Source organism: Sphingomonas sp. UBA978 (assembly GCF_002292295.1).
In the GTDB taxonomy this organism is placed as follows: domain Bacteria; phylum Pseudomonadota; class Alphaproteobacteria; order Sphingomonadales; family Sphingomonadaceae; genus Sphingomonas.
Genome location: NZ_DBBS01000013.1, coordinates 1 through 23,356, shown reverse-complemented (window position 1 = coordinate 23,356; position 23,356 = coordinate 1). Strand labels below are relative to the sequence as shown.

The 23,356-nt window shown below is 68.6% G+C and carries 26 protein-coding genes; 18 read left to right on the top strand and 8 right to left on the bottom strand.

Annotated features, from left to right (window positions below):
* Positions 1-9 precede the first annotated feature (9 nt).
* The 8 genes from B2515_RS05960 to B2515_RS05925 all read left to right on the top strand — a co-directional run bounded on the left by B2515_RS05960 (position 10) and on the right by B2515_RS05925 (position 5,921).
* A complete protein-coding gene (locus tag B2515_RS05960; RefSeq protein ID WP_349676233.1) occupies positions 10-474 on the top strand; it encodes a YbgC/FadM family acyl-CoA thioesterase in 465 nt (154 codons plus the stop codon).
* Positions 471-1,163, top strand: coding sequence for a protein TolQ (gene tolQ, locus B2515_RS05955; protein ID WP_293874784.1), 693 nt, complete (start codon positions 471-473; stop codon positions 1,161-1,163). Before B2515_RS05960 ends, tolQ begins: the two co-directional genes overlap by 4 nt.
* Before the next feature lie 45 nt (positions 1,164-1,208).
* Positions 1,209-1,652 (top strand): protein TolR, encoded by a 444-nt coding sequence (gene tolR, locus B2515_RS05950; RefSeq protein ID WP_293874782.1) that lies wholly within the window; start codon positions 1,209-1,211, stop codon positions 1,650-1,652.
* On the top strand, positions 1,652-2,632 hold the full coding sequence (locus B2515_RS05945; RefSeq protein ID WP_293874781.1) for a cell envelope biogenesis protein TolA: 981 nt from the start codon (positions 1,652-1,654) through the stop codon (positions 2,630-2,632). Before tolR ends, B2515_RS05945 begins: the two co-directional genes overlap by 1 nt.
* Before the next feature lie 105 nt (positions 2,633-2,737).
* On the top strand, positions 2,738-4,111 hold the full coding sequence (gene tolB / locus B2515_RS05940) for a Tol-Pal system beta propeller repeat protein TolB (protein WP_414711365.1): 1,374 nt from the start codon (positions 2,738-2,740) through the stop codon (positions 4,109-4,111).
* A 56-nt stretch (positions 4,112-4,167) separates the two neighbouring features.
* Positions 4,168-4,689, top strand: coding sequence for a peptidoglycan-associated lipoprotein Pal (pal, locus tag B2515_RS05935; protein WP_293874779.1), 522 nt, complete (start codon positions 4,168-4,170; stop codon positions 4,687-4,689).
* Between the two features lie 184 nt (positions 4,690-4,873).
* A complete protein-coding gene (locus tag B2515_RS05930) occupies positions 4,874-5,704 on the top strand; it encodes an SPFH domain-containing protein (RefSeq protein ID WP_293874999.1) in 831 nt (276 codons plus the stop codon).
* A gap of 10 nt (positions 5,705-5,714) precedes the next feature.
* Positions 5,715-5,921: a toxin-antitoxin system HicB family antitoxin gene (locus tag B2515_RS05925; protein ID WP_293874778.1), complete on the top strand. Its 207-nt coding sequence runs from the start codon at positions 5,715-5,717 to the stop codon at positions 5,919-5,921.
* A gap of 264 nt (positions 5,922-6,185) precedes the next feature.
* Here B2515_RS05925 and B2515_RS05920 read toward each other — a convergent pair whose 3' ends face one another.
* From B2515_RS05920 to B2515_RS05910, 3 genes are read right to left on the bottom strand one after another with little or no spacing between them, the layout of a single operon-like run.
* Positions 6,186-7,046 carry a S1/P1 nuclease gene (locus B2515_RS05920; protein WP_293874776.1) on the bottom strand — a complete coding sequence of 287 codons (861 nt, stop codon included), beginning with the start codon at positions 7,044-7,046 and terminating at the stop codon, positions 6,186-6,188.
* Between the two features lie 47 nt (positions 7,047-7,093).
* A complete protein-coding gene (locus tag B2515_RS05915) occupies positions 7,094-8,035 on the bottom strand; it encodes an isoaspartyl peptidase/L-asparaginase family protein (RefSeq protein WP_293874774.1) in 942 nt (313 codons plus the stop codon).
* Positions 8,032-9,189 carry an acyltransferase family protein gene (locus tag B2515_RS05910; RefSeq protein WP_293874773.1) on the bottom strand — a complete coding sequence of 386 codons (1,158 nt, stop codon included), beginning with the start codon at positions 9,187-9,189 and terminating at the stop codon, positions 8,032-8,034. Before B2515_RS05910 ends, B2515_RS05915 begins: the two co-directional genes overlap by 4 nt.
* Positions 9,190-9,253: 64 nt before the next feature.
* On the opposite strand from B2515_RS05910, the gene ispG reads away from it, so the two are divergent.
* The 5 genes from ispG to B2515_RS05885 are packed head-to-tail and all read left to right on the top strand — an operon-like array spanning position 9,254 to position 12,443.
* Entirely contained in the window at positions 9,254-10,396 is a 1,143-nt protein-coding gene (gene ispG / locus B2515_RS05905) for a flavodoxin-dependent (E)-4-hydroxy-3-methylbut-2-enyl-diphosphate synthase (protein ID WP_293874772.1), read from the top strand.
* A gap of 34 nt (positions 10,397-10,430) precedes the next feature.
* Complete coding sequence (locus B2515_RS05900) at positions 10,431-10,673, top strand: AbrB/MazE/SpoVT family DNA-binding domain-containing protein (protein ID WP_293874771.1); 243 nt, start codon at positions 10,431-10,433, stop codon at positions 10,671-10,673.
* Entirely contained in the window at positions 10,673-11,062 is a 390-nt protein-coding gene (locus B2515_RS05895; protein WP_293874770.1) for a type II toxin-antitoxin system VapC family toxin, read from the top strand. The genes B2515_RS05900 and B2515_RS05895 overlap by 1 nt, the downstream gene beginning before the upstream one ends.
* Complete coding sequence (locus B2515_RS05890; RefSeq protein WP_293874768.1) at positions 11,059-11,952, top strand: DMT family transporter; 894 nt, start codon at positions 11,059-11,061, stop codon at positions 11,950-11,952. Before B2515_RS05895 ends, B2515_RS05890 begins: the two co-directional genes overlap by 4 nt.
* A complete protein-coding gene (locus B2515_RS05885; RefSeq protein WP_293874766.1) occupies positions 11,949-12,443 on the top strand; it encodes a GNAT family N-acetyltransferase in 495 nt (164 codons plus the stop codon). The genes B2515_RS05890 and B2515_RS05885 overlap by 4 nt, the downstream gene beginning before the upstream one ends.
* Positions 12,444-12,482: 39 nt before the next feature.
* On the opposite strand, the gene ppa is transcribed toward B2515_RS05885, so the two are convergent.
* The 3 genes from ppa to B2515_RS05870 all read right to left on the bottom strand — a co-directional run bounded on the left by ppa (position 12,483) and on the right by B2515_RS05870 (position 15,757).
* Positions 12,483-13,064, bottom strand: a complete 582-nt coding sequence (ppa, locus tag B2515_RS05880; RefSeq protein ID WP_293874765.1) for an inorganic diphosphatase — start codon at positions 13,062-13,064, stop codon at positions 12,483-12,485.
* Positions 13,065-13,111: 47 nt separating this feature from the next.
* A complete protein-coding gene (locus B2515_RS05875) occupies positions 13,112-15,040 on the bottom strand; it encodes a M61 family metallopeptidase (RefSeq protein ID WP_293874764.1) in 1,929 nt (642 codons plus the stop codon).
* A 66-nt stretch (positions 15,041-15,106) separates the two neighbouring features.
* Positions 15,107-15,757, bottom strand: coding sequence for a DUF1345 domain-containing protein (locus B2515_RS05870; protein ID WP_293874762.1), 651 nt, complete (start codon positions 15,755-15,757; stop codon positions 15,107-15,109).
* A 49-nt stretch (positions 15,758-15,806) separates the two neighbouring features.
* Between B2515_RS05870 and hisS the strand changes: the two genes are divergently transcribed.
* The 4 genes from hisS (at position 15,807) to B2515_RS05850 (ending at position 20,730) form a co-directional block, all read left to right on the top strand.
* A complete protein-coding gene (gene hisS, locus B2515_RS05865) occupies positions 15,807-17,138 on the top strand; it encodes a histidine--tRNA ligase (RefSeq protein ID WP_293874760.1) in 1,332 nt (443 codons plus the stop codon).
* The gene (gene prfA, locus B2515_RS05860) at positions 17,135-18,214 is read left to right on the top strand and encodes a peptide chain release factor 1 (RefSeq protein ID WP_293874758.1); all 1,080 of its coding nucleotides are present in this window, start codon (positions 17,135-17,137) and stop codon (positions 18,212-18,214) included. The genes hisS and prfA overlap by 4 nt, the downstream gene beginning before the upstream one ends.
* 351 nt (positions 18,215-18,565) lie before the next feature.
* Positions 18,566-19,390, top strand: coding sequence for a peptide chain release factor N(5)-glutamine methyltransferase (gene prmC, locus B2515_RS05855; RefSeq protein ID WP_293874756.1), 825 nt, complete (start codon positions 18,566-18,568; stop codon positions 19,388-19,390).
* A gap of 278 nt (positions 19,391-19,668) precedes the next feature.
* Positions 19,669-20,730 carry a DUF4167 domain-containing protein gene (locus B2515_RS05850; RefSeq protein WP_293874754.1) on the top strand — a complete coding sequence of 354 codons (1,062 nt, stop codon included), beginning with the start codon at positions 19,669-19,671 and terminating at the stop codon, positions 20,728-20,730.
* Between the two features lie 87 nt (positions 20,731-20,817).
* On the opposite strand, the gene B2515_RS05845 is transcribed toward B2515_RS05850, so the two are convergent.
* The gene (locus B2515_RS05845) at positions 20,818-21,099 is read right to left on the bottom strand and encodes a hypothetical protein (RefSeq protein ID WP_293874752.1); all 282 of its coding nucleotides are present in this window, start codon (positions 21,097-21,099) and stop codon (positions 20,818-20,820) included.
* A gap of 87 nt (positions 21,100-21,186) precedes the next feature.
* On the opposite strand from B2515_RS05845, the gene B2515_RS05840 reads away from it, so the two are divergent.
* Positions 21,187-21,627 (top strand): CBS domain-containing protein, encoded by a 441-nt coding sequence (locus B2515_RS05840; RefSeq protein WP_293874750.1) that lies wholly within the window; start codon positions 21,187-21,189, stop codon positions 21,625-21,627.
* Here B2515_RS05840 and B2515_RS05835 read toward each other — a convergent pair.
* Positions 21,624-23,111: a lipopolysaccharide biosynthesis protein gene (locus tag B2515_RS05835; protein WP_293874748.1), complete on the bottom strand. Its 1,488-nt coding sequence runs from the start codon at positions 23,109-23,111 to the stop codon at positions 21,624-21,626. The two genes, B2515_RS05840 and B2515_RS05835, sit on opposite strands and share 4 nt — an antisense overlap.
* Positions 23,112-23,356 lie beyond the last annotated feature (245 nt).

The following is a 23,356-nucleotide window of genomic DNA, read 5'->3' as shown; positions in this document are numbered from 1 at the left end:
CGCGGCAGGATGAGCGATGATGGTCCAGACCAGCCGCAGGCAGGCCGCTTCGAGGGTCGCGAGCACCGGTATCCGCTGCGCGTGTTCTTCGAGGATACCGATCTGTCGGGCGTCGTCTATCATGCCAACTATTTGAGATACATGGAGCGGGCGCGCTCCGACATGCTCCGCGTCGCCGGCATCGACCAGCGCGCCGTGCATGAGGCGGGCGAGGGCGCCTATGCCGTCGCCGACCTCGCGATCCGCTATCGCGCGCCCGCGAGGCTCGACGATGCGCTGCTCGTCGTCAGCCGCATTCACGCGGTGCGCGCCGCCAGCGTCGTCATTCATCAAACAGTCAGGCGCGGTTCGCTTGTCTTGACCGAGGCCGAGGTCACGGCGGCGCTGGTTGCGCCATCGGGACGGCCGAAACGTCAACCGGCCGGCTGGACGGACATCTACCAACGCCTGATCTGGCAGGGGACCAATTCATGAATCCGGTGTTCAACATGGATGCGGCGACGCTATCGCCCGTCGCACTGTTCCTTCAGGCGGACTGGGTGGTGAAGGGCGTGATGGGCGGGCTGCTGCTCGCCAGCGTGTGGACCTGGGCGCTCATCATTGCCTTCTGGCGACGGCTGGGGCGCATCCGCAAGGGCATGACCGGCTTCGAGCGCGACTTCTGGAAGGCGGAGGACATCGACGCCTTCTACAAGGCGGAGGCGGACAAGGACCTGCCCTCGGCCCGCGTCTTCGCCGCCGGCGTGAAGGAATGGCGCCGGTCGACCGCGGGCGGGTCGATCGACAAGCACGGGACGCGCGAACGGCTCGCCACCGCGATGGGCGCGGCGGCGGCGATGGAGATCGACCGGATCAGCGACCGGCTCAACATCCTCGCGACGATCGGCTCGGTCGCGCCGTTCGTCGGCCTGTTCGGGACGGTATGGGGCATCATGCGCAGCTTCACCGGCATCGCGCAGGCGCAGAATTCGTCGCTGGCGGTGGTCGCGCCGGGCATCGCCGAGGCTTTGTTCGCGACCGCGATCGGCCTGTTCGCGGCGATCCCCGCGGTGATCGCCTACAACCGCTTCAGCCACGGCGTGAACCGGATCGAGGCGGCGCTGAACCGCTTCGCCGACGGCTTCCACACGACGCTGTCGCGCCAGCTGGACGGTGGCCGGTGATGGGTCCCGGACACGGCCCTTTCCTGCCCGCGGGAGGGGCATGACATGGCGATGAACCTGCCGTCCAGCCGGGGGCGTGGCCGTCGTGCGCCGGTCGCCGACATCAACGTGACGCCGCTGGTCGACGTGATGCTGGTGCTGCTCATCATCTTCATGGTCACCGCGCCGCTGCTGACCGCGGGCGTACCGGTCAACCTGCCGGACAGCCGCGCCAAGGCGCTCGATCAGGACCAGAAGCCGGTACAGCTGTCGCTCGACGCCGCGGGCAAGCTCTTCATCGACGACGAGGAAATCGCCGAGACGAGCCTGCCGCAGCGGCTGGAGCAGATCGCCGCAGTACAGGCGGGCGGCGAACCGCCGCAGGTGTTCCTGCGCGCCGACCGCGCGCTCGACTATGGCCGGGTGATGCGGGTGATGGGCGAACTCAACCGCGCCGGCCTCAACCGCGTGTCGCTGCTGACCGTAGAGGGCGGATCGGCGGCGCAGTGATGGATCGGGCGGAAAAGGTCGGGCTGGGCGTCGCGGTCGTCGGGCATGTCGTGCTCTTCGGCCTGCTGTCGGTCGGCTTTCTCTCGACGCCCAATCCCGAAAAGCTGCAGCAGACCCCCATGGAGGTCAGCCTGGTCGAGGACGTCGGGCTGGAGGCGACGGCGCCGCAGGCGGTGACCCCGCCGGCGCAGTCGGTCGCCCCCGACGAGGGTGCGCCCGAGGATGCCGCGCCGCCGGCCGAGACGGTGGCCGAACCCGAGCCGGAGCCCGAACCCGCCCCGCCGGTGCCGCAGCCCAGGCCCGCGCCGCCGAAGCCCGCCCCGCCCAAGCCGGCGCCCGCCCCGGCCCCGCAGCCAAAGCCCGCGCCGGTGAAGCCACAGCCCAAGCCGCGTCCCGCCGAGGCGCCGGCCAAGCCTGCCGCCAAACCCGCTCCGGCGCGTCCGGTGGCCAAGCCCGCGCCCGCGGCTCCGGCCAAAACGGCATCGAAGGCGCCCGCCGCACCGTCGAAGCCGGCGGCGGCGAAAGGCACCGGCAGCAAGCCGACATCGACCGCGGCGAAACCACGCGGATCGCGGCTGGGGAGCAACTTCCTCGACGGGCTGACCAGCGAACCGTCGACCAGCACGTCGACCGCGCCGCGCGCCGCCAAGGTCGATGCGCGGGCGATGGCGTCGATCGTGCAGGCGATCGCCCGCCAGATCCAGCCGTGCGCCGACCGGCAGGTCAATCCGGGTCCGGGCGCGAACGAGATCGTGACGACGCTCAACCTGCGCCTCAATGAGGACGGCACGCTCGCCGCCACGCCGCGCATGGTCCGCCAGTCCGGCGTCACCGACGAGAACGACCGCTATCGCCAGCGCGTCGTCGATCTCGGCGTCGCCGCGTTCAAGGGCTGCGCCCCGCTGAAGCTGCCCGCCGAATATTATTCGACGCCGTCGGGCGGGTGGAACAACATCAACTTCCAGTGGAAGCTGCAATGACGGCGGCGTCCGCATTTCCCGTCACCCCGGAACGGTTCGGGGGGACGGGGAAGCTGTGCTAAGCCGTAGCGTATCGCGCGTGCGAAAGGGTTTTTGAGGATGCGTATGATCCGGTCTCTGCTAGTCGCGCTCAGCGTCACCACCGCCGTGCCGGCGTTCGCGCAGGACGCCCCCGCGCCCGCGCCGCAGGATCAGGCCGCCGCCGGCCAGCAGGGGCCGGCACCGCTGGAAGTCTCCGTCACCGGCGGCGTTTCCGCGCCGATGCCGATCGCCATTCCGGCGATGCCGACCGCGCAGATCGTCTCGACCCCGGCGGGATCGACCGACGTGCTCGGCCGGCAGATGGCGGACATCATCGCCAACGATCTGCGCAATTCCGGCCTGTTCACCCCGCTCGGCAGCAACCAGCTGCGCCCCGTCGCCTTTCCGGAAGTCAACGCGCCGCAGTTCGATTATTGGGGCGGTACGGGCGCGCAGGCGCTGGTGCAGGGCTTCGTCCGCGCCAATGGCGACGGCAATCTGACGATCGGCTGCTATCTGTACGATGTCTTTTCGAAGGTCGAGCTGACCCGGTCGGGCTTCGTCGTGTCGCCCGGCGACTGGCGTCGCGCCGGGCATAAATGCGCCGACATGGTCTATGCGCGGCTGACCGGCGAAGGCCCCTATTTCGACAGCCGCGTCGTCTACGTTTCCGAAACCGGCCCCAAGGGCAAGCGGATCAAGCGGCTCGCGATCATGGATCAGGACGGCGCCAACCACCGCTTCCTGACCAACGGCCAGTCGATCGTGCTGACGCCGCGCTTCGCGCCCAACCAGCAGTCGATCGTCTATATGAGCTACGAGAACGACCGGCCGTCGATCTACGTCTACGATCTCGGCTCGGGGCGGCCGCGCCGGGTGGTGCAGAACGTCAGCCTCACCTTCGCGCCGCGCTTCTCGCCGGACGGCCGCTACATCCTGTTTTCGATGGCGCAGAACGGCAACACCGACATCTATCGCGTGTCGAGCGCCGGCGGTACGCCGCAACGGCTGACGACGTCGCCGGGGATCGACACCGGCGGCAGCTATTCGCCGGACGGATCGCGCATCGCGTTCGAGAGCGACCGGTCGGGCGGCCAGCAGATCTATGTGATGAACGCCGACGGTTCGAACCAGCAGCGGATCAGCTTCGGCGGCGGCCGCTATGCGACGCCGGTGTGGAGCCCGCGCGGCGACCTGATCGCCTTCACCAAATTGGGCGGCAGCTTCCGCATCGGCACGATGTCGCCGTCGGGCGGCGGCGAGAAGATCCTGACCAATGGCCAGGACGAGGGGCCGAGCTGGTCGCCCAACGGCCGCGTCATCACCTTCTACCGCTCCGGCGCGGGCAGCGGCGGCAAGGCGGACCTGTGGATGGTCGACCTGACCGGCCAGGTCGAGCGCCGGATACCGACGCCGCTCGACGGGTCCGACCCGGCCTGGGGACCCTTGCGGCCGTAGCGCGTTACGACAGGGTGGATTTCGGGGGCGAAACGATCACCACGGGAGATACGATCATGGCAAAGCTCACCAACACGCTGCTGACCGCGGCCGCACTCGCGTCGCTGGCGGCCTGCGCCAGCAAGCCCAAGCAGCTGCCGCCGCCGCCGGTCGACAATACCGCCGGCCTCAACACGCCGCCGCCGGCGACCGGCAATGTCGATGGCGCCGTCGTTCCCGGGTCGGACGCCGACTTCCGCCGCTCGGTCAGCTCGAACACCATCCTGTTCGGCCTCGACCAGACCGACATCGACCCCGAGGCGCGCGCGATCCTCGACAGCCAGGCATCGTGGCTGCAGCGCTTTCCGCAGGTGCGGGCGACGATCGAGGGCCATGCCGACGAACGCGGCACGCGCGAATACAATCTCGGCCTGGGCGATCGCCGCGCCAATGCCGCCAAGAATTATCTGGTCGCGCGCGGCATCGACCCGTCGCGGCTGACCACGATCAGCTACGGCAAGGAACGCCCGGTCGCGCTGGGTTCGGACGAATCGAGCTGGGCGCAGAACCGCCGTGCCGTGACGATCGTGCTGAACTGAGCCCATATTCGTCGTCCCGACGCAGGTCGGGATGACGGGTGAGGAAGGGCGTCGTCGAATCCCCTTGCGTCCCCTGAAATCCGATATAAATGTGATATCACATTAAACGGAGGACAGGGTGGTGGAACAGGGGAGTCTTACGCGATCGCAGGAACGGCGGGCGCACACGACGAGCGGCTATCCGATGCTGGGGATTGCGGCGGTGCTGGTCGCGATCGGCGTGATCGCCATCGTCCGGCTGGCGAACGAACTGTCGCCGCCGATCATGGCGATCGTGCCGATCGCCTGCGCGCTCGGCACGGTGTTCATCGCGGGCGGCTTCTACATGCTGCAACCCAATCAGGCGGCGGCGATCACCCTGTTCGGCAGCTATGCCGGCACCGACCGGACCAGCGGCCTGCGCTGGGTGCTGCCGTGGCTGATGCGGCGCAAGGTGTCGGTGCGCGCCAACAACGTCATCTCCGAACGGATCAAGGTCAACGATCTGCGCGGCAACCCGATCGAGATGGCGGCGCAGGTGGTGTGGCGCGTCACCGATACCGCGCAGGCGCTGTTCGACGTCGACGATTACAAGGCGTTCGTGAACGTGCAGATCGAGGCGGCGGTGCGGACGATCGGTTCGCGCTACCCCTATGACGATTACGAGCATCAGGAGGTGACGCTGCGCGGCAACCACGACACGGTCGGCGGCGCATTGCGCACCGAACTGATCGCGCGGCTGGTGGTGGCGGGGATGACCGTCGACGAATGCGGCTTCACCCATCTCGCCTATGCGCAGGAGATCGCGGGCGCGATGCTGCGCCGGCAACAGGCGCAGGCGGTGGTCGCGGCGCGCACGACTCTGGTCGAGGGCGCGGTCGGCATGGTCGAGCTGGCGCTCGCGCAGCTGTCGGCGAAGAACGTCGTCGAGCTGGACGACGAACGCCGCGCGGCGATGGTGTCGAACCTGATGGTGGTGCTGTGCGGCGAGCGCGACACCCAGCCCGTCGTCAACGCCGGCTCGCTCTACCAGTAAGCGACGGCGGATGACGGTTCCCCCCAAGAAGGCGTTTCCCCTCCGCCTCGATCCCGCCCTCTATGCGGCGATCGAGCGCGCGGCGGCGGGCGACCTGCGCAGTATCAATGCACAGGTTGAATGCCTCCTCCGTGAAGCACTGGCCCGGCGGGGGGTGAAGCTGGACGCGCCGGTCGCGGCGAAGCGCGGGCGGCCGAAGAAGGAGGAGGACGTATGACCGACGGTACGGATGCCCGGGGGAAGGACGATCGCGGCGCATGGTTCGCGGCCAAGCGTTTCGGTTATGGCGCCGGCATGTCGATCGCGTGGCAGGGCTGAGCACTCGCCGCTGCCTATATCGCGATCCTTGCCGGCGCGACGATGTTCGCGCAATCCTGGTCGCTGGGGATCATCGCGCTGGCGACCATCGTATTCGCGCTGATTGCCCGCCGCCATACCCGCGGCGGGTGGCGATGGCGCTGGTAGCGCGGGGAAACGGTCGTCAGCCCAGCGCCGCGTCGAGCAGCTTCGCCAGCCGCAACCCGCCGCGCTCCACTTCCAGTCGCGCGACCGGGACGATCCGTTCGATCGTCGCCTCGTCGAGCGTCACTTTGGCCGGCGAGGGCGCGCAGGGATCGCCGTTCAACGCGCTCGCATAGACGACGTCATGCGCGATCCTGTACGATTCGCGGCTCCAGTCCTCGACCGTTCCCGCCGCGATCCGCCGCCGCTCGGCCGCGGGATAGCGGCGGACCAGCGACGGCCCGCTGGTGATCGCGCGCTCAGCGAGCGTGCCGTCCCAGATCGAATGCAGGTTGAAGCGTTTGGGGCTGTAGCTGCCATAAGCGGCGGCGAGGTCGTTGCCGCCCTTGTCGTTCTTCTCGCCGGCATGCAGCGGCTGGTGCAGGTCGCCGACGAAGTGGATCAGGAACACCAGCGCCTCGGCCCGCGCCTTGGGCGTCGCGCGCCTGTCCTTGAGGATCGCGACGTCGCGGGTGATCTGCGCGGAGACGCAATTGCCGTCCTTGCACGCCTCCTCCAGCGTGAAGGGCTGGCAGATGTTCACGTCCTGGAAGTGCCAGGTATAGGCATAGCCGAAGCGCGACTTGCCGTCGGGCCCCTTGAGCGGCTTGATGCAATCGGCCCAGACGCTCGCCCCCTCGATCGTCGTCGCGGGGCAGGTCGGCGTGTCGAGTCGCGGCGTCTCGGCGAGCAGCCGGCGGATCGCGGCGCGGGTGCGCGGCGCGACATTGGCATAGGCGATCTTCGCCACCGTCTCGTGCCCGAATTCCCAATAGGCCGACGCCGGCGCGGCGAACAGGAGGGCCGGTAGCGCGGCGGCGACAAAGCGAAGCGATTTCATATGACTGGCTTTAGCGGTTCGGGCGCGCCGCTCCAATGAAAAGCCGGTCATTCGTCGCCGTAGATCGCCACCTCGCGCAGGCCCGCCGCGGTGGCGCGGGCGCGGTACATGCCGGGGGTGGTGAAGCTCCACAGCGCCTCTCCGGCCGGGCCGGTGACGATCACCCCGCCGGTGCCGCCGAGCGCCTGCACCTCCGCCATCACCGTATCGGCGGCGACCTGCGGCGTGTCGCCGGCGAGGCGGATGCGCGCGGCGATCTCATGCCCCACGCCGATGCGGATGAAGAATTCGCCCGATCCGGTGCAGGACACGGCGCTCGACCGGTCGTCGGCGTGCGTCCCCGCGCCGATCAGCGGCGAATCGCCGATCCGGCCCCAGCGCTTGCCGGTGACGCCGCCGGTCGAGGTGGCGGCGGCGAGATGCCCCGCCCGGTCGCGTGCCACTGCGCCGACCGTGCCGTATTTCATGTCGACGTCGAAGGCGTCGGCATTGCGCGCGAGCAGTTCGTCGAGCTGGCGGCGGCGTTCGTCGGTTGCGAACCAGCCCGGCTCGGCCGCGGCGAGCCCCTGTTCGCGGGCGAAGATTTCCGCGCCGGCGCCGCTCAGCAGCACGTGCGGGCTTGCCTCCATCACCCGGCGGGCGAGGCCGACGGGCGAGCGTGTCGCGGTGATTCCGGCGACCGAGCCGGCGGCGCGGGTGTGGCCGTCCATGATCGCGGCATCGAGTTCGATGCTGCCGTCGCGGGCGAAGGCGGCGCCGCGGCCGGCGTTGAAATGCGGGTCTTCCTCCAGCACGCGCACCGCCGCCTCGACCGCGTCGACCGCGCTGCCGCCGTCGGACAGGATCGCGCTGCCGGTGTCGAGCGCGTGCGCCAGCCCGGCGCGGGCGCCGCTATCCTGCGCCGCGGTCAGCCGGTGGCGCTCGATCGATCCGGCGCCGCCGTGAATCACCAGAGACCAATCGGGCGACCAGTCGGGGGTTTCGGTCATCGGGCAGCCTTATGTGCGGGATGGGGCAGGGGACGCAGGCCGATCAGCGGGCGCAGCAGCGCGATGCGGCGACCGGCGAGATAGAAGAGCCAGCAGCCGGCGACGGTCGCCGCGATCAGGATCGCGAATTCGGCGCCGCCCGGCAGGTTTGCCGGGATCAGCCAATAGGCGACGAGCACGATGATCGTCTGGTGGACGAGGTAGAAGGGGAACACCGCCTCGGTCAGCATCGGCCGGAGACGCGCGTCGCGGTTCCAATGGCGCTCGGCGAAGCCGATCAGCGCGACGATCGTCCCCCATTGCTGGATTGCATGCGCAGCGCCGTACAGCGGATAGACCCAGCGCGGCGTGCCGCCGTCGAGGCCCAGTTCCACCGCGAGGATGAAGCCATAGCCCGCGATCCCCATCGCCGCGCCCGTCCAGCGCCAGCGGACGCAGGCGGCGAGCACCGGCGCCGATCCCGCCAGCGCGAAGCCGAACAGGAACGCCGGCAGATAGCTGAGGTGCGCCATCGCATCATGAATCGGGTCGTGCGTCTCATAGCCCATCGGGAACCACCAGCCATGGATGCACACCAGCCACGCCGCCGGCAGGACGAGCAAGGCGACGCCGGCAAAGACGCGGTCGAACATGGCCTGCAGCCCGCGCCAGCGGATCGCCACCACCGCCACGCCCAGCACCAGCGTGTACATCCACAGATAGAGCACGAACCAGAGATGGTTGAGCGCGGGCAGGACGATGCCGCCGAGCGCGCCGAAGCGGAAATAGTCGCGCGCCCAGAAGCCGGCGAAGCCGCCCGCATAGCCGTGCTGCGTCACCAACTCGACCCAGCTCTGCGGCGGCACGATCACCGCGACGCCGAACGCCAGCGGCACCAGCAGCCGCAGCGTCCGCTGCCGCACGAAATGCCCCACGCCCGGCGCACGGGTCAGCAGCGCGCGGCTGGCATAGCCCGATACGACGAACAACAGGCTGAGGCGCCAGGCGTTGACCGCCAGCATCGGCAGCACCGCCCAATCGGCACCATGCGGGCTCTTCGCGTGGAACCCCCAGGGCACGAAGACCATGCCGACGTGATAGACGATCAGGATCGCGAAGGCGGCGACGCGCAGCCAGTCGAGGCCGTAATGGCGGGGGATCGGGACGCGCGACATCGGAATGGCTTATGCCCTACACCACCGACTTTGAACCGCAACCCGGCTGCTGTATACGAGGTCCATGTCCTTACGTCCGTGGCGCGATATCGTCCGCCGTCCGAGCCGCCAGATCATGGTCGGCAACGTTCCCGTGGGTGGCGACGCCCCGGTCACCGTGCAGACGATGACCAACACGCCGACGCCCGACATCCGCGCGACGCTGGACCAGATCCGGCGCTGCGAAGAGGCGGGCGTGGACATCATCCGCGTCTCCTGCCCCGACACCGATTCGACCGCGGCGCTGAAGCAGATCGTCCGCGGCAGCCGGGTGCCGATCGTCGCCGACATCCATTTCCACTACAAGCGCGCGCTGGAAGCGGCGGATGCGGGCGCGGCCTGCCTGCGGATCAACCCGGGCAATATCGGCTCCTCGCAGCGCGTCGCCGAGGTGGTGCGCGCCGCCAAGGCGAATGGCTGTTCGATCCGCATCGGGGTGAACGGCGGCAGCCTCGAGAAGGATCTGCTGGAAAAGTACGGCGAGCCGTGTCCGGACGCGCTGGTCGAATCAGCGCTCGACCATATCAAGTTGCTGCAGGACCACGACTTCCACGAATATAAGGTCGCGGTGAAAGCGTCGGACCTGTTCCTCGCGGTCGCGGCCTATCAACAGCTTGCCGAGGCGGTGGATTGCCCGCTGCACCTCGGCATCACCGAGGCGGGCGGCTTCGTCGGCGGCACGGTGAAGTCGGCGATCGGCATCGGCAGCCTGTTGTGGTTCGGCATCGGCGACACGATCCGCGTCTCGCTGTCCGCCGAGCCGGAGGACGAGGTGCGCGTCGGGTTCGAGATCCTGAAGGCGCTCGGCATCCGCAACCGGGGCGTCCGGGTGGTGTCCTGCCCGTCGTGCGCGCGGCAGGGCTTCGACGTGATCCGCACCGTGCAGGCGCTGGAGGAAAGGCTCCAGCATATCCGCACGCCGATGAGCCTGTCGGTGCTCGGCTGCGTCGTCAACGGCCCCGGCGAGGCGCGCGAGACCGACATCGGCATCACCGGCGGCGGCAACGGCAAGCACATGGTCTATCTGTCGGGCGTCACCGACCATCACGTGCAGGATGCCGACATGGTCGACCACATCGTCCGGCTGGTCGAGGCCAAGGCCGCCGAGATCGAAGCAGCGGACGAGGCCGCGCATGCGGCGGGACCGCAGGCGGTGGCGGCGGAATAGTCTCGATGATAAAATCCCGTCAGGAGGCTGATCGATGACCTATCATGCACGGGTTGCCGACAATGGCGAGATGGTGCTGCCGGCGGACGTGGCGCGCGCCATGGGGCTCAAGCCGGGCGACCGGTTCCGTATCGATCAGGATGGTCTTCGGATCGTGCTGGAGACGGACGCCGACGTGATCGCCGCCGGGCAGCGTGCCTTTCGAGCGACCATCCGCCGTCCGTTCGACGTGGACGATTTCATCGCGGATCGTCGGGCCGATGCGGCACACGACTGATGTATGTCCTCGATGCGTCCGCCATCATGGCCGTCCTGTTGAATGAGCAAGGGGCCGATGTCGTCGGGCCGCACCTGCGCGATGCGGAGGTATCGATCGTCAATGTCTGCGAAGTGTTGACAAAGGCCGTCGAACAGGGCGCCGATGTCGATATCGTGCAACAGACGTTGACCACGTACGGGTTTCGTACGCGTGCTTTCCGCGACGCGCATGCCCGGCAATCCGCGCTGTTACGTCCGATGACTAAGGCCTTCGGGCTGGGCTTCGGCGACCGGGCTTGTCTCGTGCAGGGCATGTTTAGTGGTAGACCGATACTGACGGCCGACCGGGACTGGTTGAAGCTCGACCTAGATCCGGCATTCGGAATTGACGTCCGACTCATTCGATGAGCCGGTCCGCATCGCCGCTCGTCGCCTTCGGCGTCGCCGCGGGCGGGATCGCCGTCTATTCGGCGATGGATGCGATCATGAAAGGGCTGTCGATCGCGAGCGGGGCCTATGCCGCCGTGCTGTGGCGGTCGCTCGCCGGCGTCGCGTTGCTGGCGCCGGTCTATCTGGCGCGGCGCAGGCCGTGGCCGACCGCGGCGGCGCTCCGGCTGCATCTCGCCCGGGGTGCGACCGGCGGCGCGTCGGTGCTGCTGTTCTTCTGGGGACTGGTGCGCGTGCCGATGGCGCAGGGCGTCGCGCTGACCTTCCTCGCGCCGCTGATCGCGCTGTTCCTCGCCGCCTTGACGCTGGGCGAGCGGATCCGCCGGGCGGCGATCGGCGGCTCGCTGGTTGCCAGTCTGGGCGTGCTGGCGATCGCCGCGGGGCAGGTGCAGGCGCGCGCGTCGGAGGCGATGGTGCTCGGCAGTCTCGCGATCCTCGCGGCGTCGGTGCTCTATGCAGGCAGCCTGATCCTGCTGCGACGGCAGGCGCAGGCCGCCGATCCGCTGGAGGTGGCGCTGTTCACCAGCATCGTCCTCGGCGGGCTGCTGCTGATCGGTTCGCCGTGGTTCGGCGGTTGGCCGGCCGGGGATCAGGTGCCGGCGATCGCGGCGGCGGCGCTGCTCGGGTCGATCTCGGCGGTGGCGCTCGCCTGGGCCTATGCGCGTGCGGAGGCGCAGGTGCTGGCGCCGGTCGAATATACCGCCTTCGTCTGGTCGGCATTGCTCGGCTGGCTGGTCTTCGCCGAGCGCGTGTCGCCGTACACGGTGGCCGGTGCGTTGCTCATCATCGCCGGGTGCCTGGTCGCGACCCGCGGCCCCGCGCCTGGCCCGCAAACGGAAGCCGCCCTGTGAACGAACCTGTGAACGAACCCGTGATCCGCCCGGCCGCATCGGCCGACGTCGCGACGATCCTGCGCTTCGTCCGCGATCTCGCCGCCTTCGAACGCGAGCCCGACGCAGTCGAAGCGACCGAAGCGATGCTCGCCGAGGCGCTGTTCGGGGCCGCACCGGCGGCGGAGGCGGTGATCGTGGAGGATGACAGCGGGCCGCTCGGCTTCGCGCTGTTCTTCCACAATTTCTCGACCTGGACCGGCCGCCGCGGCCTGTATCTCGAAGATCTATACGTCACGCCCGAGGCGCGCGGCACAGGCGTCGGCGCGGCGTTGCTGCGCCACCTCGCTGCGCTGGCCGTCGAGCGAGACTGTGGGCGGTTCGAATGGTCGGTGCTCGACTGGAATGCCGATGCGATCGCCTTCTATCGCCAGATGGGGGCGGTCGGTCTGGACGAATGGACCGTCCAGCCCGTCAGCGGCGATGCACTGGCGCGGATGGCACGCCGCTAGGCCTTCCTCCCCCGGCACGCGGGGGAGGAAGGAGGCGTGTCAGAGCTCGCGACCCGGGACGTCGTGGTCGTGCGGTTCTTCGCCCTTGGCCTTGGCCTCGTCGTAGCGCTGCACGGCCTCCATGGTGATGCGGCGCGCCTCGTCGCGGTCGCCCCAGGTGCCGACGCGGACCCACTTCTTCTTTTCCAGGTCTTTATAGTGCGTGAAGAAGTGCTCGATTTGTTCGAACACGATCTCCGGCACGTCGGCGCGGCCGTCGACGTTGGAATAATAAGGGAAGACCTCGTTCACCGGCACGCAGACGAGCTTTTCGTCGCCGCCGGCCTCGTCCTCGAGGTTGAGCACCGCGATCGGACGCGCGCGCACGACGCAGCCGGGGATGAACGGCGAGCGCGCGATCACCAGCGCGTCGAGCGGATCGCCGTCGGGCGACAGCGTATGGGGTACGAAGCCGTAGTTCGCCGGATAGCGCATCGGCGTGTGCAGGATGCGGTCGACGAACAGCGCGCCGCTGGCCTTGTCGAATTCATACTTCACCGGTTCGCCGCCGGTCGGCACCTCGATGATGACGTTGAGGTCGTCGGGCGGGCTCTTGCCGACCGGGATCAGATCGATACGCATGGAAGTCCCCTATACCTTTCGGTGTAATCTTGTTGCTGCGCTGCCCCTCAGCGCGGCATGAGAAGTTTGTCGAGGCCGCTCTCACCGGTGCCAATCTTCTGCAGGCGCGGATAGCGGGGACCATTGTGATAGTCGATGGGGACTTCGCGATAGCGTGGTCCGTTCTTGACCAGCAGTCGGATCGGCTCCTTCGATGTCTGTGCGGTGACGATCGCGGCCTTCATCACATCGCCGCTATAGCCGACGCCATTGACCGCCTGAATGACGGTACCGACGTCCAGCCCCGCCTTGAACGCCGGGCTGTCCCAGATCACCGCGCCGATCTCGCCGTCCTTGGCGATCGACAGGCCGATCGAATAGGTGACGTTGGTCGGGCCGCTCTTTTCGGCATTGGTGAAGTATTTGGTCGGTTCGGCGGTGTAGACCAGCTTGTAGCCGTTCATCGCGAAGCCGTTGACCGGGGCGGGCTGGCCCGTCTCGGTGATCCGCTTCTTCAGGAACCCGGCCCAGTCATAGGGCTGGATCGCGTTGAGCGTCGCGGCGACGTCGTCGAACGTATAGGTCAGCTCGCCCCAGTCGCCGTCGCGCACGCCGAAGAAGGCCTTGGCGAAATCGTCGATCGACTTGGTGCCGCCCGACTGTTGGCGGAGCATCGCGTCGACCTCCATCCAGACCATTAGGCCCTCGTTGTAATAATCCTCGCTGCGCTGCCAGCTGGTCCAGCCCTTGGGCCGGCGCGACGAAATGACCGGATCGTTGGTGGTGTCGAGCAGGTTGCGCCACTGGCGTGCGGGCGCGAGATCGTAGCTGCCGGCGATGCCGGCATAGGCGTCGAGCGTGTCCTGCTTGCTGACCAGCCCCGAGCGCGCCTGCAGCACATAGCCCCAGAATTGCGTCTGCCCTTCGTACACCCACAACAGCGAATCGCGCATCGGCGTGCGAAAATCGGGCGTCCACAGGTCGGCGCCACGGCGGAACTTGCCGTCCCAGCTGTGGGTGAATTCGTGCGGCAGCAGGTTGCGGCTGCCCGGGCCGGCATCCCATTCGGTGAAATAGCCGGGGCGCACGCCGTTTTCGGAGCTGCGGTGATGCTCCAGCCCGATGCCGCCGAGCTGGTCGGAGATCGACAGCAGGAATTCGTAGCGGTCGTAATGCTGCGCGCCGAAGGTCCTGGCGGCCTGTTCGACGAGGCGTTTGTGCGCGTCGATCTGTTCGGGCTTGGCGGCGAGCTGATCGGGCGAATCGGCGAAGACGTTGAGGTCGACGCGCGGGGACAGCGCCCACACCTTGCCGTAGCGGCCGGCGAGGATCGGCGAGTCGACCAGGATCTCGTAATTGGTCCGGTCGTAGGTGTAGGTCGACGCCGCCGCGCCCGACCCCGTCTTCGCGGGGATCGCGCCCGCCGCGGTCCAGCCGGTCGGAAACTTGACCGTCATCTGCACCGGGATCTGGCGGGTGAAATAGCCGGCGGGATAGAGGCTGACCGAATTGGGCTGCAGGCTGATGAGATTGGGGGTCACCGCGATCCGGCCCTGATCCGGCTTGGTCGCCGAGATGAACTGGAATTCGGCGTCGAGCGTCTTCACCCCGGCCGGCGCGTCGATGTGGAAGGCGAAGACGTCGACCGGATCGCGCGTCCACGGCAGGATGCGGCCGTTGCCACGGATGACGAGGCCGGCGAGCTTCTCGATCTCGCCGCGCGGGCTGTGCGCACCGGGCAGCCACTTGGGGAACAGCAGCGCCATCGGACCCGACTTGGCGACCGGGATCGTCTCGCGCACGCGGAAGATGCCGCGTTCGGTGTCGGTCGCATCGACGTCGAGCTTCAGCGTGCCGGGATAGGGAACGTCGCGCGCCGCCGGAATGGTGTCGACGAACGGCACCGGCTGCGGCGCGCTGTTGCTGGCGGGGACCTGCGCGAGGGCGGGCGCGGCAACGGACAGGAGCAGGGAGGCGACGGCGGCGGTGCGGATCATGAGAAGCCTTCGACGAAAGATTGTTGCCGAAGGTGTAAGCGCGCGAAACGTCAGCCGTCCAGCCCCTTAGCCGCCACCGAGCACGTTGATCGTGAACGCCAGCACGCCGAGGTTGAAGACGAAGGCGGCAAGGCTGTGGCCCAGCACCACGCGCCGGATCGACCGCGCGGTGATCGACACGTCCGACGTCTGGAACGTCATCCCCAGCGTCGCGCTGAAATACAGGAAATCCCAGTAGTCGGGTTGGTCGCAGGCGGAGAACTCCAGCCCGCCGGCATCCTTGCCCGCCGCATCCGCGCTGTAGAACAGATGCGCGTAATGCAGCGCATAGACCATGTTGGTGAATGCCCAGGCCAGCACCAGCGTCGCGATCACCAGCACGATCGCCAGCGTATCGCTCTTGCCCTTCAGCTCGCCCGCCACCGCGACGAGGATGACGATCATGGTCGCCCCCGTGATCGCCAGCAGCAGCGCGCGATTGGCGTCGTTGTCGCGCGCCGCCTGGCGCATCCGCACCGGATCGGCGTCGCGGAACAGCGTCGCGACCGTCAGCAGGAACACCGTGGCGGCGACGTCGAACGCGACCATCGTGCCGCGGCCGGGGCCGAACGCCGGAATGAACGCGGCCAGCCCGACGACGAACAGCAGGGCAAACAGCGCGAAGCGCGGCGGCGCCACCCGGCTGCCGATCCCCCAATAGCGTTGCGACCCTGCCATGCCGAGGTGCTAGCGCTTGCCCGCGACCTCGCCTAGATACCGCCGCCATATGGCCCGTATCGAAACGCCGCGCCGGGTGCGCGGAACCCAGGACATCTTCGGCGAGGAACAGCGCCGCTTTTCCCATGTGCTCGACACGTTCGAGCGCGTGCGCCGGCTCTATTGCTTCCAGCGCGTCGACCTGCCGGTGTTCGAGGCGACCGAGGTGTTCGCCCGCTCGATCGGCGAGACGACCGACGTCGTGTCGAAGGAGATGTACACCTTCCCCGACCGCGGCGGCGATTCGCTGACCCTGCGCCCCGAATTCACCGCCGGCATCGCCCGCGCGTTCCTGACCGAGGGCTGGCAGCAATATGCGCCGCTCAAGCTGTCGACCAGCGGCGCGGTGTTCCGCTACGAACGCCCGCAGAAGGGGCGCTATCGCCAGTTCCACCAGATCGACGCCGAGATCCTCGGCGCGCCCGAGCCGGCGGCGGACGTCGAGTTGCTGGTGATGGCCGACCAGCTGCTGCGCGAACTGGGCATCGCCGACGGCGTGACGTTGCAGCTGAACACTTTGGGTGACGCGGAAACGCGCGACGCCTGGCGCGCGGGGCTGGTCGCGCATTTCGAGGCGCATCGCGGCGAGCTGTCGGAGGACAGCCTGACCCGGCTCGAGAAGAACCCGATGCGCATCCTCGATTCGAAGGACCCGCGCGACCGGCCGATCGCCGATGCGGCGCCGGATATCGACGCCTATCTGACCGACGCGGCGCGCGCCTTCTTCGACGCGGTGACCGCGGGGCTGGACGCCGCCGGCGTGGCATGGACGCGCAACGCGCGGCTGGTGCGTGGGCTGGATTACTATCGGCATACCGCGTTCGAGTTCGTCACCGACCGGCTCGGCGCGCAGGGGACGGTGCTGGCCGGCGGGCGCTACGACGGGCTGGTCGAGTCGCTCGGCGGCGCGCCGACTGCAGGTGTCGGCTGGGCGGCCGGTGTCGAGCGGCTGGCGATGCTGCTGGACGAGCCGCGCGCCGAGCGGCCGGATGTGTCGATCGTCGCCGTCGGAGCACGCGCGGAACGGGCAGGCGTGAAGATCGCCGCCGATCTGCGGAGTGGCAATACCAGCTGCCAGATCGCCTATCGGGGCAATATGAAGCGTCGGCTCGAAATCGCCAGCAAGCTGGGTGCGGCATTTGCCGTGATTCTCGGTGACGACGAACTGGATCGGGATGTGGCCAAGATTAAGAATATGGCGTCCGGTGCGCAGGACGAAGTCCGTCTCGATCGCCTGATCGACGAGCTTTGGGAGCGGCTCGGCGGACGCGATGCCGAGAATGTTGCTGACTGGGACAAGGGCCGCATCTCGTTCGTCGGCAACGGCCCCGCCACCGAATGACCACCATCTCCCCCGAACGGATCGCGCAGATCGAGGCGCGGCGGGACGAGTTGCAGGCGCTGATGGCGACCGGCGATCTGCCCTCCGATCGCTTCGTCGCGGTGTCGAAGGAATATGCCGAGCTCGAACCCGTCGCGCAGGCCGCGGGCGAGGTACGGCGGCTGCGGCAGGAGGCGGACAGCCTCGCGTGGATGGCCGAGGATACGGGCGACGAGGAGTTGCGCCAGATGGCCGCCGAGGAGCTGCGCGACAATGCGCGCTCGCTCGACGCCGCCGATCGCCGGCTCGCGCTCGCGCTGCTGCCGCGCGATGCCGCCGACGAACGCGCGGCGATGCTCGAGATTCGCGCCGGCACCGGCGGCGACGAGGCGGCGCTGTTCGCCGGCGACCTGTTCCGCATGTACCAGCGCTATGCCGAGGGGCAGGGCTGGCGCGTCGAGCTCATCAGCGGCTCGTCGTCCGACGCGGGTGGCTTCAAGGAGGTCGTCGCCAGCGTCACCGGATCGGGTGTGTTCGCCAAGCTCAAGTTCGAGGCCGGCGTCCACCGCGTCCAGCGCGTCCCCGCGACCGAAGCGGGCGGGCGCATCCACACCTCTGCCGCCACCGTCGCGGTGCTGCCCGAGGCGGAGGAGGTCGACGTCCGCATCGACGAGGCGAGGGACTTGCGGATCGACGTCTATCGTTCGTCCGGCCCCGGGGGCCAGTCGGTCAACACCACCGACAGCGCGGTGCGGATCACCCATCTGCCCACCGGGCTGGTGGTGATCCAGCAGGACGAAAAGTCGCAGCACAAGAACAAGGCCAAGGCGCTGAAGGTCCTGCGCACCCGGTTGTACGAGGCGGAGCGCGAGCGGCTGGCGAGCGAACGGTCGGGCACGCGCAAGGCGATGGTCGGGTCGGGCGACCGCTCCGAACGCATCCGCACCTACAATTTCCCGCAGGGTCGGGTGACCGACCACCGCATCAACCTGACGCTGCATCGCCTGCCCGAGATCCTGCAGGGCGAGATGGACGAACTGATCGGCGCGCTGATCGCCGAGGACGAGGCGGAGCGGCTGGCCTCGCTGGATGGCTGACGGCTGCCGCTTTCGTCTCCGTCACCCCGGACGTGTTCGGGGGTCTACTCTGCGGCTCGATAAAACGCGCGAGGGCGGCGTGTGTCCTGCAGAAAAGGGTGGTTCACGCGAAGGCGCGAAGACGCGAAGTGTGATGAAGACGGTGTTTCACGCGGAGGTGCGGAGGCGCGGAGGTGTTTCGTTCCGCGCCGATGGCCCGCCCGAATATCCGGATTTCCTGACCCGGATCGGCGGTGAGCGGGACAGCGGCTGCGCCGGGTGCCACTCTCCGCGTCCTCCGCGTCTCCGCGTGCACCAACCCTTCTTGGCGTCTTCCCGTCTTCGCGCGGTCCTATGGCGTTTTCGAGCGGCATGACTTCCCTTCGCACCGCGCTTGCCGAAGCGGCCGCGCGCTTCGGCTTTTCGCCCACCGCGCGGCTCGATGCGGAGCTGCTGATGGCGCATGCGATCGGGATCGACCGCAACCAGCTGTTGCTCGACATGGACCGGCCCGTCCCCTCCACGTTCGCCGCTTTGGTCGAGCGGCGTGCGGGACACGAGCCGGTCGCCTATATCACCGGCACCCGCGGCTTCTGGACGATCGACCTCGCGGTGGGACCGGGGGCGCTCGTGCCGCGGCCCGACAGCGAGACGCTGCTGATCGCCGCCGCGGCGCATTTCGGTGCGCGGGCGCCCGCCACCGTGCTCGACCTCGGCACCGGCCCCGGCACGCTGCTGCTCGCCGCGCTCGACGAATGGCCGGCGCGCGGGCTGGGCATCGATCGTTCGTCCGAGGCACTGGGCTATGCGGTGCGCAATGCCGCGGCGCTAGGCATGCGCGATCGCGTCGTGTTCGCGCTGGGCGACTGGGCGGCGGCGATCGCCGCGCGCTTCGACCTGATCCTCGCCAATCCTCCCTATATCGGCATCGATGAGCCCTTGCCCGACGAGGTGCGCGGCCACGAACCCGCCGCCGCGCTGTTCGCCGGGGCGGACGGGCTCGACGATTATCGCCTCCTCGCGCGCCAGCTGCCGCGGCTGATCGCGGCGGGCGGCTGCGCGGCGGTGGAGATCGGCCACGCTCAGGCGGCGGCGGTGTCCGCATTGTTCGCCGGACAGGGACTGGACAGCGTCGTGCATCGCGACCTCGGCGCGCGCGACCGGTGCCTTCTGGTCACTTTAGCGCCATCACCTTGAAAGAACCGGTCATGATCCTCATATTTCGCTTGTAGGATCGGTCCCACGCCAGCTATTGGTCGGGCCGGGGCACGCACTATCAACAGAAATAGAGTTGATCGCAGGGCGATGACCCGCATCCTTCGTCATGAAGCCGCTGGTGTCCGGTGGCCGTGACAGGCTCGAGCGTCGCTTATGGCACGCCGCGACCCGGAGGGTTGCACCGTTGACCGGGAGCAAGGCCGTAGTGGCCGAATTGGTTTTGAGGACCAGATATACTCTGATCGTGGGACAGTAGCTTGATCAACAATCGGCAGCAGAACGGCCGTCGTCGCGGTCGTGGCGGCAACAATAACGGTGGCGGCAACGGTCCGCGCCAGGGTGGCCAGGGTCGGCCCGACAACGGCAATCGGATCGACAGCCGTGCACGCGGCAACGCGAACCAGCTGTTCGAGAAGTACAAGAATCTGGCGGGCGAGGCGCAGCGTCAGGGCGACCGGGTCAACACCGAATATTACCTCCAGTTCGCGGACCATTATTTCCGTGTGCTCGCCGATCAGCGTGGCCGGTTCGAGGACAACAGCCAGCCCAAGCGCCAGCAGCCGTTCGACCTGAACGACGATGACGATTACGGCGACGAGGGCGAACCGATCCGCGCCGGCGAGCAGGACGGCGACAGCCGCGACGCGCAGCAGCGCGACGGTGGCCAGCGCGAGGGCAACCAGCGCGACTATCAGCAGCGCGACGACCGGCCGCAGCGCCGTGACCGTCAGGATGGCGAGCAGCGTCAGGGCCGCAACTGGGAAGACCGGGGCAACGGCAACGGCAACCGCGATGCCAATGGCAACCGTGACGGCAATCGCGACGATCGCCCGCAGCAGCGCGAGGAGCGTGCCGCGCGCGACGACCGTCCCCAGCGCGACGATCGCCCGCAACGCGAAGAGCGTGCCGCGCGCGAGGATCGCCCGCAGCGTGAGGACCGCGTCCGCCGTCCGCGCTTCGAATCCGCCGACCAGCCGGTCGAGGTCGCCGGCCAGCGCCGCGCCGATCCGGTGAATGCGGGGGAATCGCTGCACGAACGTGCCGAGGCGGTGCTCGAGGCGGATGCGCCGATGCTCGCGCCCAAGCCGCGCCGTGGCCGCCCGCGCCGCGATGCGCAGGTCGATCCTGTGGCTGCGCCGACGTCCGACGCGGGCGACGATCATGCCGGCCACGATGCGGCGGAGAGCAACGGCGTCGACGCCGATCGCCTGCCGCCCTCGCTCAACATCGCGGCCGCCAACGATGCCGGCGACGAGGCACCCAAGCCCCGCCGTCGTCGCACCGTCCGCACTCCGGCCGTGGAAGCGCCCGCCGAGTAACCGGCGGCCTCCGTCGGACGGGCGAAGGGCCGGTTCCTTATGGGAGCCGGCCCTTCGTGCGTTCGGGTCGTGCGGCGCGGTGATCGTTCAGCCGTCGAACCGCTCGACATCCTCGTCATGCCCGGTGCCGGAACTGAGGAACACCAGTCCCATCAGCGCGCCGGCCATCACGATCGATCCGCCGACCCCGCCGATCACTGCGGCCATCGTCACCAGCCGCAGCGGCCCCTGCGCCCAGGCCAGCGCGACGATCGCCCCGGCGCTGCAGATCGCGCCGACCAGGATCATCCACGCCATGATCCCGCGAAAGCGGCGCCACGCATGGGCCGCCTGTGCCGGATCGTCCAATCCTGTCCGCTTCTCGTGCATGGCTTTGCCAATGGCCCGCAAACGTGGTCTGCTCAATCCCGCACCGTCTTCGCTGCGCACGAGGCCGGGCGGATGAGGAGATGAAGCATGACGATTGCGACGATTCTCAATGGCAAGGGCAGTGCGGTCATATCCCTCCCACGCGACGCGACGGTGCGGCAGGCGGTGGCGTTGCTCGCCGAGCGGCGGATCGGCGCGGTGCCGGTGGTCGACGGTGACGGCGGGGGAGAGGCCGTGGTCGGCATCTTTTCCGAACGCGACGTCGTCTATTGCCTCGCGGCGCACGGCCCCGACGCGCTCGACCGCCCGGTGGCGGAGGTGATGACCCAGCCGGTGCAGAGCGTCGGCACCGCCGAACCGGCGATCGGCGCGCTGTCGCTGATGACCCGCCGCCGCATCCGCCACCTGCCGGTGGTCGAGAACGGGCGGATGGTCGGCTTCGTCTCGATCGGCGACCTCGTCAAATACCGCATCGACCGGATCGAAGCAGATGCCGCGGCGATGCGCGACTATATCCAGACCGCCTAGGTGGCTGCGGGGACGGGGCGCTTGCGCACCACCGCGATCAGCTCGCGGACCGTGCCGCGCGCGAACAGCGCCAGCCACGCGCCATAGGTCGCCGCGCCGATGGCGACGAGCACCGCCAGCCGCGCCGGCGGGGCGAGCGGCGGCAGGCTGCGATCGGTCAGCGTGACGACCACGGCCATGCCGATCGCGGCACAGGCCGCCGGTGCGATCGCATCGGCCAGATCGCGGACGCGCGCGCCGATGACCGGCAGCGACCGCCACGTGCTGACGGCCAGATAGACCGGATAGGCCGCGAGCCAGCTCCACGCGAGCCCGACCGGCCCCCAGCGCACGCCGACGAGGAAGGCCGCGGCGAGCACCAGCGCCCCGAAGGCGCCGTTGCGCGCGCCGATCCCCGGCTGCCCGCGCGCGTCGCACGCCGGCGAATAGAGCACTTGCACGGTCATGAACGGCATCGCCAGCGCGATCAGCCGTACCACCGGCGCCACCTCCGCCCATTTCGAATCGAGCGCGGTCAGCACCAGCGGCTCGGCCGTCGCGGCGAGCCCGAGATAGAAGGGCAGGGCGATCAGCATGATGACGCGTACCGATCGCACGAACGCCCGCGCCACCGCGCCCTCGTCATGCTGGATGCGCGCATAGGCGCTGAACGCCACCTCGTTGAGCGGCGGCACGAACTTCGAGACGAAGATCTGCGCGAGGAACAGCGCGGTGGTATAGATGCCGAGCTGGTGCGGATCGAACCAGCGACCGCCGATGAAGATGTCCGCCTGGCTCTGCAGGAACCAGAAGAACTGCCCCGCCGCCATCACGCCGCCATAGCGCGCCAGATGCCCCGCCCCGCGAAAATCGAAGCTCGGCCACATCAGCGATCGCGCGCCCCAGGTCAGCATCGCGGCGCGTACCGCATAGAGCGCGATCGGGGCCCAGACGAGCGTCCATACCCCCAAGCCGGCGAGCGCACCGCCCAGTGCGGCAGCCGCACCCGCGAAGGAGGCCGCGATATTAGCGGTCGCCTGGCGCCGGAACTCCATCGCCCGGCTGAGCAGCGCATAGGGGAGCGCGGCGAACGGCGTGATGAGATAGATCAGCGCCTGCACCCGTAGCAGCTCCACGATCTCGGGCTGCCGGTAATAAGCGGCGGCGAGCGGTGCGATCGCAATCTGGAGGACGGCGAGCAACCCGTTGAGCGCGATCAGCATCCCGAACAATTGCCGCGTCTGGCGCGGCGTCACGTCGTCGCGCTGGATCAGCCCGCTCGCCAGCCCATATCCGTTGAGCATGTTGAGGAAGACGAGCACCACCCCGGTCATCGCATAGAGGCCGTAATCACGCGGATCGAGGATGCGGATGACGAGGAAGGTCGCCCCCCATTGCACCATCTGCGCGAGGATCTGGCTGCCGGATCGCCACAGGACGGCGCGGCGAACCTGGGTTTCCAGCGATTCCGATGCGCTGCCGGCGTGATTCGGGGAGGATGTCATGGCCGCGAGTATGGCGGCACCATGCTTCACATCCCGTAAACCCGCAGATTTCCGGGCTTTTCGAGGAATATGACAAGAAAAATGCAAAAAGCGTTTGACCGGCCGGAACCGCCCGCCTAGAGGGACGTCACCGCAGCGACGGGCCACACGGTTCGCTTCTACGGTCACCGAAAATCAGGCGCATAGGTCGCCCTCCGAAAAGAGGGTGCGACCAGGCGTCGGTTTTTGTCGGCTCTTTGACATTG

Bases quoted from the DNA above. Each gene is read 5' to 3' on its own strand.
- tolQ (WP_293874784.1), top strand. From the start codon at position 471: ATGAATCCGGTGTTCAACATGGATGCGGCGACGCTATCGCCCGTCGCA.
- B2515_RS05870 (WP_293874762.1), bottom strand. From the start codon at position 15,757: ATGGCAGGGTCGCAACGCTATTGGGGGATCGGCAGCCGGGTGGCGCCG.
- B2515_RS05895 (WP_293874770.1), top strand. From the start codon at position 10,673: ATGTATGTCCTCGATGCGTCCGCCATCATGGCCGTCCTGTTGAATGAG.
- B2515_RS05930 (WP_293874999.1), top strand. From the start codon at position 4,874: ATGCTGGGGATTGCGGCGGTGCTGGTCGCGATCGGCGTGATCGCCATC.
- B2515_RS05910 (WP_293874773.1), bottom strand. From the start codon at position 9,189: ATGTCGCGCGTCCCGATCCCCCGCCATTACGGCCTCGACTGGCTGCGC.
- B2515_RS05875 (WP_293874764.1), bottom strand. From the start codon at position 15,040: ATGATCCGCACCGCCGCCGTCGCCTCCCTGCTCCTGTCCGTTGCCGCG.
- tolR (WP_293874782.1), top strand. From the start codon at position 1,209: ATGGCGATGAACCTGCCGTCCAGCCGGGGGCGTGGCCGTCGTGCGCCG.
- B2515_RS05845 (WP_293874752.1), bottom strand. From the start codon at position 21,099: ATGCACGAGAAGCGGACAGGATTGGACGATCCGGCACAGGCGGCCCAT.
- B2515_RS05920 (WP_293874776.1), bottom strand. From the start codon at position 7,046: ATGAAATCGCTTCGCTTTGTCGCCGCCGCGCTACCGGCCCTCCTGTTC.
- B2515_RS05890 (WP_293874768.1), top strand. From the start codon at position 11,059: ATGAGCCGGTCCGCATCGCCGCTCGTCGCCTTCGGCGTCGCCGCGGGC.
- tolB (WP_414711365.1), top strand. From the start codon at position 2,738: ATGATCCGGTCTCTGCTAGTCGCGCTCAGCGTCACCACCGCCGTGCCG.
- prmC (WP_293874756.1), top strand. From the start codon at position 18,566: ATGACTTCCCTTCGCACCGCGCTTGCCGAAGCGGCCGCGCGCTTCGGC.
- B2515_RS05835 (WP_293874748.1), bottom strand. From the start codon at position 23,111: ATGACATCCTCCCCGAATCACGCCGGCAGCGCATCGGAATCGCTGGAA.
- B2515_RS05945 (WP_293874781.1), top strand. From the start codon at position 1,652: ATGGATCGGGCGGAAAAGGTCGGGCTGGGCGTCGCGGTCGTCGGGCAT.
- B2515_RS05900 (WP_293874771.1), top strand. From the start codon at position 10,431: ATGACCTATCATGCACGGGTTGCCGACAATGGCGAGATGGTGCTGCCG.
- hisS (WP_293874760.1), top strand. From the start codon at position 15,807: ATGGCCCGTATCGAAACGCCGCGCCGGGTGCGCGGAACCCAGGACATC.
- B2515_RS05840 (WP_293874750.1), top strand. From the start codon at position 21,187: ATGACGATTGCGACGATTCTCAATGGCAAGGGCAGTGCGGTCATATCC.
- B2515_RS05915 (WP_293874774.1), bottom strand. From the start codon at position 8,035: ATGACCGAAACCCCCGACTGGTCGCCCGATTGGTCTCTGGTGATTCAC.
- B2515_RS05925 (WP_293874778.1), top strand. From the start codon at position 5,715: ATGACGGTTCCCCCCAAGAAGGCGTTTCCCCTCCGCCTCGATCCCGCC.
- ppa (WP_293874765.1), bottom strand. From the start codon at position 13,064: ATGCGTATCGATCTGATCCCGGTCGGCAAGAGCCCGCCCGACGACCTC.
- B2515_RS05960 (WP_349676233.1), top strand. From the start codon at position 10: ATGAGCGATGATGGTCCAGACCAGCCGCAGGCAGGCCGCTTCGAGGGT.
- pal (WP_293874779.1), top strand. From the start codon at position 4,168: ATGGCAAAGCTCACCAACACGCTGCTGACCGCGGCCGCACTCGCGTCG.
- prfA (WP_293874758.1), top strand. From the start codon at position 17,135: ATGACCACCATCTCCCCCGAACGGATCGCGCAGATCGAGGCGCGGCGG.
- ispG (WP_293874772.1), top strand. From the start codon at position 9,254: ATGTCCTTACGTCCGTGGCGCGATATCGTCCGCCGTCCGAGCCGCCAG.